The following is a 14,154-nucleotide window of genomic DNA, read 5'->3' as shown; positions in this document are numbered from 1 at the left end:
GCTACTCCACCGCACCGGCGGTGGGCAGGCCGTCGAAGTCGCCAAAACCGTCAAACATGGCGAGGTCCGGGAAATCGGTGGCCCGGAGGGCCAGTTCGCCCACGCGCACGCCATTAAGCTCGGCCGCCGGGTCGACGAGCGACCACGGATACAGCACAAACGCCCGTTCCGCGGCACGGGGATGGGGCAGCGTCAGGACGGGGTCGGAGCTCACAACGTCCCCGTAGGCGATGATGTCCACGTCCAGGGTCCGGGGGCCCCACCGCACCTCGCGCACCCTGAGGTGCTTGTTTTCAACCGCCTGGCAGTGGCGCAGCAGCTCGAGAGGCGGCAGCGATGTCTCCACCGTGATCACCATGTTCAGGAAGTCCGGCTGGCCTTCGGGGCCGCCCACGGCCTTCGTCTGGACCACCGGGGACACGGCGGTCAGCCGCACCTCGGGCCGGTCCACAAGGTCCGCGACGGCGCTGGAGAGAGTGTCGTTCCGCTCCCCCAGGTTGCTGCCCAGGGCAAGCACAGCGCGGATGTACGGGTTGTTCGACTGTGGCGGGTTCATGACCGCTTCCGATGGACGCTGACGGAGACGTCGCCGAACTCAACCTCTATGGGTGCCTTGGGTTTGTGGACGGTGATGTCCACGGCGGCGAGCGGAAATTCCTGCAGGAGGTCTTCCGCGATACGCACGGCGAGGGCCTCGATCAGGTTCAGGGGCTCGCCAATAATCCAGTGCTTGATGCGTTCGGCCACCTCACCGTAGTGGGCGGTGTCGAGGACATCGTCGGATGCCGCGGCTTTGCTGAAGTCCAGGTGCAGCACGGCATCAACGATGAACGGCTGGCCGTTGCGGCGTTCGAAATCGAACACCCCGTGATGGCCGACGGCGGTAACACCGCTCAGCGTTATTTTGTCCATCGTGGCTGCCTGCCTAGTTGGTGGTGCCGGTGTCGCCGAGCGGCCCGGGAGTCATCCGGGCAGCCACCTTGACGGCGTCAAGGCTGGGTCCGACGTCGTGCACCCGTACCGCCCACGTGCCGCGTGTGGCACTGATGGCAGTGATGGCGGCAGTCGCGTGGTCCCGTTCCTCAGGGGCGGCAGTCTTGCCCGCCACGGCCAGGAGGGTGCCGAGGAAGCGCTTGCGCGAAGCCCCCACCAGGATCCGGTGGCCAAGGAACTCCAGCGGGCCCATGTTCCGCAGGAGTTCCCAGTTCTGCTCATCGTTCTTGGAGAAGCCCAGGCCCGGGTCCACGATGATCTGTTCCGGCGCCACGCCGGCCGCGTACAGCTTGTCCCGGACGCCCACCAGTTCGGCCGCGACTTCCTCCGCCACATTGCCGTATTCGGTCAGGGAGTTCATGGTCTTGGCGTCGCCACGGCGGTGCGTGAGCACGTACGGAGCGCCGGTGCGTGCGGCGAGATCGGCCATTTCGGGTTCCATCGTCAGCCCGGACACATCGTTGATGATGGCGGCACCGGACTTCAGGGCGGCGGCCGCGGTCGAGGCGTGCGTGGTGTCGATGCTTACCAGGGCGCCGGCCTTGACCATTGCCTCGACGACGGGCAGGACGCGCCGCTGTTCCTCTTCGGGGCTGACTTCCTCCGCCCCGGGCCGGGTGGATTCACCGCCGACGTCGATGATGTCGGCGCCGGCATAAAACATCCGGAGGCCGGCGGCGATGGCAGTGTCCGGCGTCGGGTGCTTGCCGCCGTCGCTGAAGGAATCCGGGGTGACGTTCAGTATGCCCATCACCAGCGTGCGGTCCGTGGGGAGATCTTCAAACTTGGCTGCCGGCCGCGCTTTGCGCAGGATTGGCAAGGGGCTTGTTGCGGGTCCGGTTCCAGGGGCTGCAGCTAGGGAGTCCATAGTCTGTTTATTACCTTCCGAGTATGAGGCTCATGGCTTCGGCGCGGGTGGCCGGGTCATGCAGTTGACCGCGTACGGCACTGGTGACGGTCTTCGCACCGGGCTTGCGGATGCCGCGCATGGACATGCACAGGTGTTCGCATTCGATCACCACGATTGCGCCGCGCGGCTTGAGGTGCGTTACGAGTGCTTCGACGATCTGGGTAGTGAGGCGTTCCTGCACCTGCGGCCGCTTGGCGAACATGTCCACCAGCCTGGCGAGTTTGCTCAGTCCGGTGACCTTGCCGTCATGGGACGGGATGTAGCCCACATGCGCCACTCCGTGGAACGGCACCAGGTGGTGCTCGCACGTGGAGTAGAACGGAATGTCCTTGACCAGGACCAGTTCCTCGTGGTCCAGGTCAAAGGTGGTGGACAGGATCTCCGCGGGATCGTGGTGCAGGCCCGCGAACACCTCCGAGTAGGCCTTGGCTACCCTCTTGGGGGTGTCCAGGAGCCCGCTGCGGTCCGGGTCCTCGCCGATGGCCAGCAAGATCTCCCGCACGGCCGCCTCGATCCGGCGGCGGTCAACCTTGTGGTCGGAGCGGCTCCCGGAGCCATGTGAGGAGCGGCCCGTCGAGGGATCGGCGGAGGCGGAAACGTCGTCGTCGTCGAAATGATTCACAGCAGAAGCTTAGCCGTGCTGCGGTCCGTCGGTGCCGACGTCCGTAACACCGCCCCCGAAGGTCTCGTGCCCGGCCACACCCTGCGGGTGCGGCGGCCGCGCGTCGAGCGGCTCCTCCAGCCGGGCTTCCGTGGCTTCTTCCTGGGCTTCACGTTCCGCCTTTTCCAGGCGGGATTCCACGGGACCGGAGGACTGCACGGGACGGGTTTCCTTGGAGAGCCACACTTCACGGAAGTCGCGCTTGCGGATGTCCCGGAAGACGTACGCAATTTCGGTCTGGTTCAGGGTTTCACGCTCAAGGAGCTCGAGGGCCAGCGAATCCAGGATGTCGCGGTTTTCGGTCAGGATCGCGTAGGCCTCGTCATGGGCCTGGTCGATCAGGCGGCGCACTTCCTCGTCCACGATGTAGGCGATCTGGTCCGAGTAGTTGCGCTCATGGCCGGCATCGCGGCCCAGGAACGGTTCGCCGCCGCCCTGGCCGAGGCGGACGGCACCGACGCGTTCGCTCATGCCGAATTCCGTGACCATCTTGCGGGCCGTTGAGGTGGCCTTTTCGATGTCGTTGGATGCTCCGGTGGAAGGATCGTGGAAGACGATTTCCTCTGCCACTCGGCCGCCCATGGCGTAGGCCATCTGGTCCAGGAGTTCGTTGCGGGTGATGGAGTACTTGTCGTTCTCCGGGACCACCATGGTGTAGCCCAGGGCGCGGCCGCGGGGCAGGATGGTGATCTTGGTGACCGGGGCCGAATTGCGCAGCGCCGCCGCCACCAGGGCGTGCCCGCCTTCGTGGTAGGCCGTGATCTTGCGCTCGTGTTCCTTCATGACGCGGCTGCGCTTCTGCGGGCCGGCCATGACGCGGTCGATCGCCTCATCGAGGGCGCGGTCGTCAATCAGGTTGGCGTTGGAGCGGGCCGTCAGCAGGGCGGCCTCGTTCAGGACGTTCGCCAGGTCAGCACCGGTGTAGCCGGGCGTCTTCTTGGCAACAGCCTTCAGGTCGACGCCGGGAGCCATCGGCTTGCCCTTGGCGTGGACCTGCAGGATCTGGTCGCGGCCCACGAGGTCCGGGGCTTCCACGGTGATCTGGCGGTCGAAGCGGCCCGGGCGGAGCAGGGCCGGGTCCAGGACGTCGGGACGGTTGGTGGCGGCGATCAGGATGACGTTGGTCTTGACGTCGAAGCCGTCCATCTCAACCAGCAGCTGGTTGAGGGTCTGTTCGCGTTCGTCGTTGCCGCCGCCGATGCCGGCGCCGCGATGGCGGCCGACGGCGTCGATCTCGTCCACGAAGATGATGGCCGGCGCACTGGCCTTGGCCTGCTCGAAGAGGTCTCGGACACGGGACGCACCCACACCGACGAACATTTCGACGAAGTCGGAACCCGAGATGGAAAAGAACGGCACGCCCGCTTCACCGGCGACGGCGCGCGCCAGCAGGGTCTTGCCGGTGCCCGGAGGGCCGTAGAGCAGCACACCCTTGGGGATCTTGGCCCCCACGGCCTGGAATTTTGCCGGTTCCGCGAGGAATTCCTTGATTTCCTGGAGCTCTTCCACGGCCTCGTCCGCGCCGGCGACATCGTTGAAGGTCACCTGGGGCATGTCCTTGTTGACCAGCTTGGCCTTGGACTTGCCGAACTGCATGATCTTGGAGCCGCCGCCCTGCATCCGGGACAGCAGGAACCAGAAGAGGACACCAAGCAGCAGCACCGGGACCATCAGGGAGAACAGCCCGGAGAACCAGTTGCTTTCGATCGGCTGGTCCGTGTAGCCGCTGGGAGGGTTCGCGTCGGTGACGGCTTTGACCACATCCGCGGCGCGGGCGTTGACGAAGAAGAACTGGACGTTTTTGCCCTTGTCCTGCCCGTCAATGACCAGGTTGTCCTTGAGCACCAGGTCCACGCGGTTCTCCGCGTCGAAGATCTTGGCTTGCTCCACCTTGCCGTTGTCCGCGAGGAGCTCGAGGCCCGGCTTCGTGTCAATCCGGGTTGATCCGCCCGGAGCCAGCATGGCAAAGGCCAGTAGAAGCATTCCGACCACAACTACGATCCAGATGCCCGGGCCCTTGAAGAAACTCTTAGCTTTCATCTGATCGGGGGCTGGCCCCGTCCCTCCTGGTAGTGCTGCACGGCGACTGGTCTGCGCGCGTGTGGTGCTGCGTCAGCTACTAGCTATACACCGTTCGGAATGATTCACGCACGATCAGGGGCAAAAGTTCCCTCTAGGCGTAGCGGCACCGGCCGTGGCCCGCGACGGGCCCGGCAAGGCCAGGAGGGAGCCCGGCGGATTCGACTACTCGTAAACGTGCGGGGCCAGCGTGCCCACGAAGTCCAGGTTGCGGTATTTCTCGGCGTAGTCCAGGCCGTAGCCCACAACGAATTCGTTCGGGATGTCGTAGCCGACGTACTTGACGTCGATCTGGACCTTGGCGGCCGTGGGCTTTCGGAACGCGGTGCAGATTTCCACGGACGCGGTGCCGCGGGATTCCAGGTTGGTCTTGAGCCAGGAAAGCGTCAGGCCGGAATCGATGATGTCCTCAACGATGAGCACGTCCTTGCCCATGAGGTCCGTGTCGAGGTCCTTGAGGATCCGCACAACACCGGAAGACTGCGTGCCGGAGCCGTAGGAAGAAACTGCCATCCAGTCCATGGAAACGTGGCTGTGAAGTGCCCGGGCCAGGTCTGCCATGACCATGACTGCGCCCTTGAGGACGCCGACGATCAGGAGCTCCCGCCCTTCATAGTCCTTGTCGATCTGGGCAGCGAGTTCGGTAATCCGCTGCTGGATCTGATCCTTGGTGTAGAGAACGTGCTTGAGGTCTGCCTGGACGTCGTTTGAATCCACCAATGGCTCCTGTGTAGATGCGGGTGCGACTATTTTTGGGGTGGCTTTTGAAGCCGGAATACTAGCTTCCCACAGCGGGCGCCTTCGCGGGGACCGGCGTCGGCACCATCCCGCGCCGATCCGGGCTGATTCCGCCCTTCGCCGGCGAGGATCTGCGCCAGCGAAAGCCGGTAGGCGCTGACGCCGCCGGGCAGTTCAACAGGGCCGGCGGAACCCTGCCGGCGCAGGAGCCCCTCCGCGGCGAGCAGCCGCTGGTAGCTGGGTTGCTGGCCCCCGACGGCGGCGGACGCCTTGGCGATGACACGGAACCGGATGGCCGGCGGCAGCTCGCGCAGGGCAGCCTCGGGGAGGCTGATTTCGGTGCCGGAATGCTCCGCCAGCTGCCCATAAGTGCTGTTCGCCACGTCGTCGAGGTAGTCGGCGTCCAACTGCAGGATCGCTGCCGTCCGGGCCAGGGATTCAGCGACGCCCGGACCGAGCTTTTCCTCCAGCATCGGCAGGACCTCCACCCTGGTCCGCGAGCGGGCAAAGGAGGGGTCGGAGTTGCTGGGATCATGCCATGGGTCAAGGCCCTCGACGGCGCAGATTTCGAGGGTGTCAGCGCGGCGCAGGCCCAGGAATGGCCGCAGGAGAAGCCCGCGGGCCGGCCGCATTCCCGCAAGGGAACGCGTTCCGGAGCCGCGGGCCAGGCCAAGAAGCACCTGCTCCGCCTGGTCATCCAGCGTGTGCCCGAGGAGGATCGCACCGGCACCGGCCCGGGCTGCGGCGTTCTCCAGGGCAGCGTGCCTGGCGTCCCGTGCCGCGGCTTCGGGGCCGATGCCGGTCGATGCGACGTCCACCTGCTGCACTTCCACCGGGGAGAGCCCCAGCTCCCTGAGGGTGTCGGCGGTTTGGGCGGCGACGCCGGCGGAGCCGGGCTGCAGCTGATGGTCGACGACGACGGCCCCCACCGAAACGGGGTGGCCGTCCACATGGCCGCGGCGGCCGAAGTAGGACGCGATGGCCGCGAGGGCCAGGGAATCCGGACCGCCGCTGCAGGCGACGAGCACCCGTTGGGGGTAACCGGCGTCGGCCAGTGCGTTCTGCAGCATCTTGCGTGCCTTGCCGACGACCGGCGACAGCCGGCCGGGCCGCCGTCGTCCGGTTTTGGGTTGGGACAACTAAAGACCCATCCGCTCGAGCCAGAGCTTTGCGTCATGGATTTCCGGCTCGGTGGGCAGGTTTCCGGCGGATTCCCAAACCCGGTTGAAGCCTTCCATTCCCGCAACATCCACCACGGCCCGGACAAACTTGGCGCCGTCCGTGTACTGGCGCATCTTGGCATCGAGGCCCAGCAGGCTGCGGATGAATTTCTCCACGACGCCGCGGTCCTTGCCCCGGGCGTTGAAGCGCTGCCTGATTGTCCTGACCGAGGGAACGATGCTCGAGTCCACGGCATCCATCACCACGTTGGCGTGGCCTTCCAGCAGGCTCATCACGGCGGTCAGGTGGGACAGTGAAGCCTTTTCCTCCGGGTCCTGCAGCAGGTCCAGGATGGCGCCGCGGCCCGGGGCTGATCCGGTCGCAGTGCGGTCCCTGAGCGACTTGGCAGCGGCTGAGGCCCGTTCCAGGAGGGAGTCGACGTTGCCCAGCAAATGCTCACTGAGGTTGTCGATTTCATTCAGCATGTGGTGGCGGAGCCAGGGTGCCGCGGCGAACTGCACCCGGTGGGTCTGTTCGTGGAGGCAGACCCACAGCCGGAAGTCCTCAGGCGCAACGTTGAGTTCACGCTCCACCTGGACGATGTTCGGCGCCACAAGCAGGAGGCGCCCCGCCGCCGGCGCGGTGGAGTCTTCGGCAAGCGCGGAGAAGGGGTCGTACTGTCCCAGGACCTTGCTGGAGAGGAAGGCCAGCACCGCGCCCAGCTGGCTTCCGGTGATGGCTCCGCCGACGGCCGCCGCACCCGGGCTGAGGGTGCCGTGCCGGCTTTCGAGCATCTTTTCCATGGCCGGTTTCAGCATGACGGCAAAGCTTTGGGTGTTGGCCTTGGCCCACGAGGCCCGGTCCACCACCAGGACTGAGGAATCACGAAGGTCCCGTGCCGCCTCCAGCCCGGTGATGTCGTGGACGTGCGGCACCGAGATGTCCGCCATGAGGCGCAGGTTGTCAACGGCCGTGCCGATTTCGGCGGACCCCAGCGACGGGCCGGGCGGAGCCAGACGGGCTGCCGTTGATGCTGCGAGTTCCCAGTTGATGAGTGCCTGGGCCGGTGCTGATGAATCGCCTGCAGTTGACTCCATAGCGTCCATCACATCACAGCACACCGCGGTTGCGCCTTAAGTTCGCTGTGCGACGAACGGCCTGTGCCCCGGCCGCAACGCCGCCTGCAAAGCACAGGCGAGCCACAGGATTGAAACAGAAGAACGCAATTGTCCGGGGCCAGACTTGATGCAGAAGCCAGCCCTACAGAGGAGAGTCCGATGATTGCGTACCGTCCCGTTCCGCCGCTGACCCTGGGTAAGAGCACCGGCTGGCGGTCAGTCCTGGCGTCCGTGGTGATGGCGGGCCTGCTGGGCACCGCCGCGTTCGGCGCCGCCCCGGCGGCTGCCCCGGCCACCGGTCTTCAGCTCAGTTCGGCTGCTGGCACTGCGGACGCCGGCCCGGCGGGCGAAGGCGCAGGCGACGCGGCCGAGGTGGCGGCGAGCTAGCGGCAGCCGCAGGAGGCAAGGGCCGACGCCGAGCGGTCCAGCGCCGTCTTGTTTCCGGCCGCGCCCGGGTCAAGTCCGTTTCCAATGAACGAGAACACCAGGAGCCGTCCGTCCGCGTCGACTACATACCCGCTGAGGGCGATGACGGAGTTCAGGGTCCCGGTCTTGGCCCGCACCAGCCCCGCGCCCCGTTCGGTGGAGGGGTCCGTATACCTGTTGCCCAGCGTTCCGGTCAGGCCTGCCACCGGGAAGCCGCCGATGGCTGCCCGCAGGCTCGGTTCAGTGCCCGATGTAATTGCACGGACAATCTCGGACAGCTGCCCGGCCGAGACCTGGTTTCCCAGCGACAGCCCGGACACATCCGCCAGGCGCAGACCGTCAGTGGGGATGCCCAGGTCCTGGACCTGCTTGTACACGGTGGCAGTGGCGCCGTCGTTGCTGCCGGGCTGTCCCGCGGCCAGAGCAGCCATCCTGCCCACCACTTCGGCCAGATAGTTGTCCGAGGTCTGCAGCATCAGGTCCACCTGCTGCCGGAGGGTCGCCGACTGAACTTCCGCCAGCACTTTGCCGGGGCTGCTTGCCGCGGCGGCGCCCGGCGGGGCATTTCCGGATGGCGCGGCACTGCCGTCAGGTTCCCCGCCCGCCGGCTTTTCGGTTGGCACCCCAGTCGCCGCCGGAGCCTGGCCCCGCACGACGCCGGGTGTGACAGTCAGTCCTGCAGCGGCACCCGCCGCGGTGAGTTGGGCCGAGAACGCCTCGGCCGCCGTCATGGCGGCGTCCTGCGGACGCGGTCCCGTGGTGACGGCGGGATCGTAGCGGGCCGAGTTGAGGGCCATCGGGAACAGCGGGGCGGTCTCACCGGCCGCCACGTCCTCCGGGCTCCAGCTCGGGTTCAGGGCGGGGCCGCTGAAAAGAGTGTCGTCCAGCTGTATGCGGACCGGCCCCTTGACTCCGCTTTCCTGGAGGGACTTGACCGTGAGCTGCGCCAGGGTGGCGAGCCCGGCGTGGCCCATCACGGCGTCCCGGGATGACTCCCCCGCACCGAGCAGGACGTCGCCACCGCCTTTCAGGACCACCTGGTCCGGCGTGGCGCCCGCAATGGCCTTGGTGCTGAAGCGCTGGTCCGGGCCCATGGCGCGGACGGCGGCGGCGGCGGTCAGGAGCTTCATGTTGGAGGCCGGCACCCGGCTTTCCGCCCCGCCCCGGTCGAAGAGCACCTGGCCGGTGGCGGCATCCTTCACAACGCCGGTAAATGTTCCGCCGCCGTCGGTCTTCAGTGTGGCGTTGAGCTGGGCGGCGAGCGTGTCCGGCCACGGGACAGGCGCCGAGCCCTTGAGGGGCGCAATGCCCTGCGGGAGCGAAAGATCGCGCGGAACCTGCTGCCAGGCAGGAACTGTGGCGGCAGGGGCTTCCGGCCCGGTGCCGCGGCCGGTAAAGGCGGGAGCCAGCACCGTGGCCGCGGGGACGGCGAGCGCCACGACCAGGATGGTCAGCAGAACCAGTGGGAGCTGGCGCCCGATGATGGCGAACCAGGGATGGCTGGCCGCGCGGCTCATCATGCGTTTCATGCTGCTGTTGGTCCTTTAGTCCTGAAATGTCCCCACTAGTTCATGAAACCTGGGCCTATCGCTATATCCTCAATAGTAGTCGGCGGCACCGACACTTCTTTCGTCGAACGTCAAGTGTGCCGCGAACACCCCTGAAGTCGAGGAGCATTCCATGAAGCATGACGTGACCATCGAGATCCCCAAGGGATCACGCGTCAAGTACGAAGTCGATCACGAGACCGGCCGCGTCCGCCTGGACCGCGTCCTGTTTACGTCCATGCAGTACCCCACCCACTACGGTTTCTTCGAGAACACCCTCGGCGAAGACGGCGACCCGCTGGACGCGCTGGTGCTCCTGCAGGACTTCGATCTGCACCCTGGTGTCATCGTTGAAGCCCGCCCCATCGGCGTATTCAACATGACGGACGACGGCGGCGGCGATGCCAAGGTCCTCTGCGTGCCCACCGACGCCCGCTTCGACCACATCAAAGAGGTCAGCGACGTCAGCGAATACCTGATCAAGGAAATCGAGCACTTCTTCACCCGTTACAAGGACCTGGAGCCGGGCAAGTGGGTCAGGGCCGAGGGTTGGGGCGACCGCGCCGCCGCCGAGGCCGAACTCGAAGCTTCCATCAAGCGCTACGTTCCGGCAGCGCACTAGCAAGCAGTTCGACGGCGGGTGCCGGGTTCACGCGAACCGGCACCCGCCGTCGTCGTTTTCAGCGGCGGGTCAGGAACCTGTGGAATCGTTGCCCTGTGACTTCCGAGCCTTCCTTCAATCCGCCCTGCGGTCCCGTCACCGGATGGCGGGACGGTGCCGTGCTGCGGGCAACGGGGATCCCCTATGCCACAGCAGGCCGGTTCCGGCCGCCGGTGGCCGCGGCCGACTGGACCGGGGCCCTGGCGGCCACCTCGCTGTCCCCGGCCTGCCCGCAGGGTCCGGTGCCTTTCCTGGACGATATCCTCGGCACCCGCTACGGGGAGCTTCCCGGCAGTGAGGCGTGCCAGAATCTCTCGATCACGGTACCGGCCGACCTCAGCGACGATGAACGGGTGCCGGTCATGGTCTGGTTGCACGGCGGTTCCTATACGTCAGGTTCCGGGGATCTGGCCATCTTCGACCCCAAGGCTTTGGTGGCCGAGAACCGCGTCATCGTCGTCTCCGTGACGTACCGCCTGGGCCTGTTCGGCTACCTTGCAACCGGAACGGGCCGGCCTGCGAACCTTGGCCTGCTGGACCAGCTTGAGGCGTTCCGGTGGGTGCAGCGCAACATCGGCGCCTTTGGCGGCGATCCTGGACGCGTCACCGCCTTCGGGCAGTCAGCAGGGGGCGACGCCGTCGCCCACCTCATGGCGACGCCGGAGGCGCCGACACTGTTCCAGCGCGCCATCATCCAGAGTGCACCCTTAGGAATTGCGAGGGGCCGGGCGAAAATGAACGCCGCCATGGGCGTCGCAGCGGAAGCCGTCACCGAGGACACCCCGGCCATGGACGTCGTCGCCATCGAGGACCATGTCTCCCAGGTGGCCCGGAAGTACGGGCTGATGGCCGCCATGCCGTTCGGCACCCAATACGGGCATGCCCCGCTACCGCCGGAATACGGCATCGAAGCCGCGTGGAACACCACCGCGCCGAACATCGAGGTGCTGATCGGCCACACCTCCGAGGAAACGCGCCTGTTCCTGCCAAGCAGCCCCCTGGCAAGGCGGCTGGCAAAGATCCCGGTCCTTGGCAATGCGGTGGTTAACGGCATTAGCTGGGTTGTGACCGAAGCGGTATACGGCAGGTCAGCCCGCAGGTTTGCCCGCCGGCACGCCCGCGCCGGAGGCAAGGCATACAACTACGTGCTGTCCTGGGCCGCGCCGGGCAACTACTACGGCGCCGCCCACACCGTGGATCTGCCGCTGCTGTTCGGAAACCAGCGGACCTGGGAAGGCGCCGGACTCCTGGAGGGTGCCACTTGGAACGAGATCGACGCCGTTGGCAGGAGTGTGCGCGGTCTGTGGGCCGCTTTTGCCCGCGGTGACGGCCTCGGCGCAGCGGGCGGCGTCGATGATGCCCTCGAATACTGCTTGGTCTGACCGCTACCCCGCGTTCAGTGACCAGTTCCGGATCTCCTCCAGGTCCTCGCCGTGGCTCCGCGTGTGGTTGTGGGCCCGCATGCGGCGGTCCTGCAGGGACTGACGTAGCAGGGAGTGCCGCTCCGCCAGGCCCGGGACACGGTCTATGGCGTCGATGGCCAGCTGGAAGCGGTCGATTCCGTTGAGCATGGCCATGTCGAACGGCGTGGTGGTGGTCCCCTCTTCCTTGTAGCCGCGGACGTGCATGCCCTCCTGGTTGGTGCGCCGGTAGGCCAGCCGGTGTATTAGGGACGGGTAGCCGTGGTAGGCGAAAATGATCGGCTTGTCCGCGGTGAAAATGCCGTCGAAGTCCCTCGATGTCAGGCCGTGGGGGTGCTCGCTGGCGTCCTGCAGCCGCATCAGGTCCACCACGTTGACCACCCGGATCTTCAGCCCCGGCGCGCCCTCCTTGAGCAGTTCGGCGGCTGCGACCGTCTCCACGGTGGGCACGTCCCCGGCGCAGGCCAGCACCACGTCCGGTTCTTCTCCGGGAACTTCGGAGCCGGCGAATTCCCAGATCCCCAGTCCGCGCTGGCAGTGATGGGCGGCATCTGCCGGCCCCAGCCAGGCGGGTGAGGGCTGCTTGCCGCTGACCACGATGTTGACGTAGTCCCGGGAATCCAGGCAGTGCTCCATTACGGACAGCAGGGTGTTGGCATCCGGCGGCAGGTACACGCGGATGACCTCGGCTTTCTTGTTCACCGCGTGGTCGATGAAGCCCGGGTGCTGGTGCGAAAAGCCGTTATGGTCCTGCTGCCAGACGTGCGAGGAAAGGACGTAGTTAAGCGACGCAACGGGTCGGCGCCAGGCGAGCTGCCGGTGGACCTTGAGCCACTTCGCATGCTGGTTGAACATCGAGTCGACAATATGGATAAAGGCCTCGTAGCAGCTGAAAACACCGTGCCGGCCGGTGAGGAGGTAGCCTTCCAGCCAACCCTGGCACAGGTGCTCACTGAGCACCTCCATTACCCGGCCGGCGCGCGCGAGGTGCTCGTCGACGTCGTCGATCCGGTACTGCCACACCTTGTCCGTGACGTCGTAGACGTCCTGGAGGCGGTTGGAGGCGGTCTCGTCCGGGCCGAAGAGCCGGAACGTTTCCGGGTTGAGCGCAATGACGTCCCGCATCCAGGCGCCCAGCGTGGCCATGGCGCTGACCCGCTCCGCCCCGGGCCGGGGAACTTCGACGGCGTGTTTGCGGTAGTCCGGCAGTTTCAGGTCGCGTAGCAGGATGCCGCCATTGGCATGCGGCGTGGCACTCATGCGCAGCTCCCCCGCGGGTGCGTTTTCCGCGACCTCGGCACGGAGCCGGCCGTGATCGTCGAAGAGCTCACGGGGCCGGTAGGACTCGAGCCACTGTTCCAGCTGTGCAAGGTGCTCCGGGTTGGTGCGGACCTCTGCCAGCGGCACCTGATGGCTGCGCCAGGTCCCCTCCACCTGTTTGCCGTCCACCCGCCTGGGACCGGTCCAGCCCTTGGGTGAACGCAGCACAATCATGGGCCACCGGGCCGCGGCGCCGTCCGCGTTCGGAGCCGCCCGGCGCTCTGCCTGGATGCCACGGATCTCCGCAAGGCAGCTTTCCAGGGCAGCGGCGAAGTCCCGGTGTGCGGCCGTCGTATCGCTGGGGTCCGCCACGGTGACGAAATGCGGATTGTGGCCGTAGCCCCGGAGCAGCTGTTCCAGCTGGGCTTCCGGCATCCGGGCCAGGACCGTGGGGTTGGCGATCTTGTAGCCGTTCAGGTGCAGGACGGGCAGCACTGCCCCGTCAGCCACCGGGTCCAGGAAGTTGTGCGAGTGCCAGCTGGCGGCCAGCGGACCGGTTTCGGCCTCGCCGTCGCCGATCACGACGGCGGTGATCAGCTCAGGATTGTCGAAGACGGATCCGTATGCGTGCGCCAGCGAGTACCCGAGTTCGCCGCCTTCGCTGATGGACCCGGGAGTCTCGGGGGCCGCGTGGCTCGGGATGCCGCCGGGATAGGAAAACTGGCGGAAGAGCTCTGCCAACCCGGTCTCGTCGTCGCCCACATTACTGAAGATCCCGGAGTACGTGCCCTCCAGCCAGGCGTTGGCCACCACCGCGGGTCCGCCGTGGCCGGGACCCGCGATGAACAGCATCTGCTGCCCGTCCCTGCGGATGACCCGGTTGAGGTGGGCGTAGATGAAGTTGAGCCCGGGCGTGGTGCCCCAGTGGCCCAGGAGCCTGGATTTGGTATCTTCGGCACCGAGCGGCTCCCGCAGCAACGGGTTGGAGCGGAGGTATATCTGGCCCACGGACAGATAGTTGGCCGCCCGCCACCAGCGGTCCACCAGCTCAAGTTCGGTGTCACCAAGCAGGGCATCATTCACGTCACTGGTCACTGCAGTCCTCGCTTCACTCGGGCTCCGTCGGTGGCACAACTCCCATCGCAACATCTCCGGGCGGCTGAAACAACCCCGGACAGT

At 66.6% G+C, this 14,154-nt stretch carries 13 protein-coding genes; 3 read left to right on the top strand and 10 right to left on the bottom strand.

The window, feature by feature from the left end; genetic code table 11:
- Position 1: 1 nt before the first annotated feature.
- From folK to FCN77_RS00815, 8 genes are all read right to left on the bottom strand, one after another.
- Entirely contained in the window at positions 2-556 is a 555-nt protein-coding gene (gene folK / locus FCN77_RS00850) for a 2-amino-4-hydroxy-6-hydroxymethyldihydropteridine diphosphokinase (protein WP_137320715.1), read from the bottom strand.
- On the bottom strand, positions 553-912 hold the full coding sequence (gene folB, locus FCN77_RS00845; protein WP_137320714.1) for a dihydroneopterin aldolase: 360 nt from the start codon (positions 910-912) through the stop codon (positions 553-555). Before folB ends, folK begins: the two co-directional genes overlap by 4 nt.
- Positions 913-925: 13 nt before the next feature.
- A complete protein-coding gene (folP, locus tag FCN77_RS00840; protein ID WP_137320713.1) occupies positions 926-1,861 on the bottom strand; it encodes a dihydropteroate synthase in 936 nt (311 codons plus the stop codon).
- Positions 1,862-1,871: 10 nt separating this feature from the next.
- Complete coding sequence (gene folE, locus FCN77_RS00835; RefSeq protein ID WP_137320712.1) at positions 1,872-2,525, bottom strand: GTP cyclohydrolase I FolE; 654 nt, start codon at positions 2,523-2,525, stop codon at positions 1,872-1,874.
- A gap of 9 nt (positions 2,526-2,534) precedes the next feature.
- The gene (gene ftsH, locus FCN77_RS00830; protein WP_137320711.1) at positions 2,535-4,604 is read right to left on the bottom strand and encodes an ATP-dependent zinc metalloprotease FtsH; all 2,070 of its coding nucleotides are present in this window, start codon (positions 4,602-4,604) and stop codon (positions 2,535-2,537) included.
- Between the two features lie 204 nt (positions 4,605-4,808).
- A complete protein-coding gene (hpt, locus tag FCN77_RS00825) occupies positions 4,809-5,360 on the bottom strand; it encodes a hypoxanthine phosphoribosyltransferase (protein WP_011690021.1) in 552 nt (183 codons plus the stop codon).
- Between the two features lie 29 nt (positions 5,361-5,389).
- Positions 5,390-6,451 carry a tRNA lysidine(34) synthetase TilS gene (tilS, locus tag FCN77_RS00820; RefSeq protein WP_175417401.1) on the bottom strand — a complete coding sequence of 354 codons (1,062 nt, stop codon included), beginning with the start codon at positions 6,449-6,451 and terminating at the stop codon, positions 5,390-5,392.
- A 69-nt stretch (positions 6,452-6,520) separates the two neighbouring features.
- Positions 6,521-7,639 carry a zinc-dependent metalloprotease gene (locus tag FCN77_RS00815; protein ID WP_137320710.1) on the bottom strand — a complete coding sequence of 373 codons (1,119 nt, stop codon included), beginning with the start codon at positions 7,637-7,639 and terminating at the stop codon, positions 6,521-6,523.
- 180 nt (positions 7,640-7,819) lie between these two features.
- Between FCN77_RS00815 and FCN77_RS00810 the strand changes: the two genes are divergently transcribed.
- Entirely contained in the window at positions 7,820-8,047 is a 228-nt protein-coding gene (locus tag FCN77_RS00810) for a hypothetical protein (protein WP_137320709.1), read from the top strand.
- Here FCN77_RS00810 and dacB read toward each other — a convergent pair.
- Positions 8,044-9,606, bottom strand: coding sequence for a D-alanyl-D-alanine carboxypeptidase/D-alanyl-D-alanine-endopeptidase (gene dacB, locus FCN77_RS00805; protein WP_254679073.1), 1,563 nt, complete (start codon positions 9,604-9,606; stop codon positions 8,044-8,046). The genes FCN77_RS00810 and dacB overlap by 4 nt on opposite strands.
- A gap of 160 nt (positions 9,607-9,766) precedes the next feature.
- Here dacB and FCN77_RS00800 point away from each other — a divergent pair, with 160 nt between their 5' ends.
- Together FCN77_RS00800 and FCN77_RS00795 are read left to right on the top strand one after the other, a co-directional pair.
- Entirely contained in the window at positions 9,767-10,255 is a 489-nt protein-coding gene (locus FCN77_RS00800) for an inorganic diphosphatase (RefSeq protein WP_137320707.1), read from the top strand.
- 95 nt (positions 10,256-10,350) lie between these two features.
- On the top strand, positions 10,351-11,676 hold the full coding sequence (locus FCN77_RS00795) for a carboxylesterase family protein (RefSeq protein ID WP_137320706.1): 1,326 nt from the start codon (positions 10,351-10,353) through the stop codon (positions 11,674-11,676).
- A gap of 3 nt (positions 11,677-11,679) precedes the next feature.
- On the opposite strand, the gene FCN77_RS00790 is transcribed toward FCN77_RS00795, so the two are convergent.
- Positions 11,680-14,070: a phosphoketolase gene (locus FCN77_RS00790; protein ID WP_137320705.1), complete on the bottom strand. Its 2,391-nt coding sequence runs from the start codon at positions 14,068-14,070 to the stop codon at positions 11,680-11,682.
- Positions 14,071-14,154 lie beyond the last annotated feature (84 nt).

The sequence above is a fragment of the Arthrobacter sp. 24S4-2 genome, from assembly GCF_005280255.1.
GTDB lineage: Bacteria > Actinomycetota > Actinomycetes > Actinomycetales > Micrococcaceae > Arthrobacter.
Note: the sequence above shows the minus strand (reverse complement) of the source record. Positions and strands in the feature narration are given on the sequence as shown.

Coding starts and splice junctions, on each gene's coding strand:
- folK (WP_137320715.1), bottom strand. CDS start 556: ATGAACCCGCCACAGTCGAACAACCCGTACATCCGCGCTGTGCTTGCC.
- folB (WP_137320714.1), bottom strand. CDS start 912: ATGGACAAAATAACGCTGAGCGGTGTTACCGCCGTCGGCCATCACGGG.
- folP (WP_137320713.1), bottom strand. CDS start 1,861: ATGGACTCCCTAGCTGCAGCCCCTGGAACCGGACCCGCAACAAGCCCC.
- ftsH (WP_137320711.1), bottom strand. CDS start 4,604: ATGAAAGCTAAGAGTTTCTTCAAGGGCCCGGGCATCTGGATCGTAGTT.
- tilS (WP_175417401.1), bottom strand. CDS start 6,451: ATGCTGCAGAACGCACTGGCCGACGCCGGTTACCCCCAACGGGTGCTC.
- FCN77_RS00815 (WP_137320710.1), bottom strand. CDS start 7,639: ATGGAGTCAACTGCAGGCGATTCATCAGCACCGGCCCAGGCACTCATC.
- FCN77_RS00810 (WP_137320709.1), top strand. CDS start 7,820: ATGATTGCGTACCGTCCCGTTCCGCCGCTGACCCTGGGTAAGAGCACC.
- dacB (WP_254679073.1), bottom strand. CDS start 9,606: ATGATGAGCCGCGCGGCCAGCCATCCCTGGTTCGCCATCATCGGGCGC.
- FCN77_RS00800 (WP_137320707.1), top strand. CDS start 9,767: ATGAAGCATGACGTGACCATCGAGATCCCCAAGGGATCACGCGTCAAG.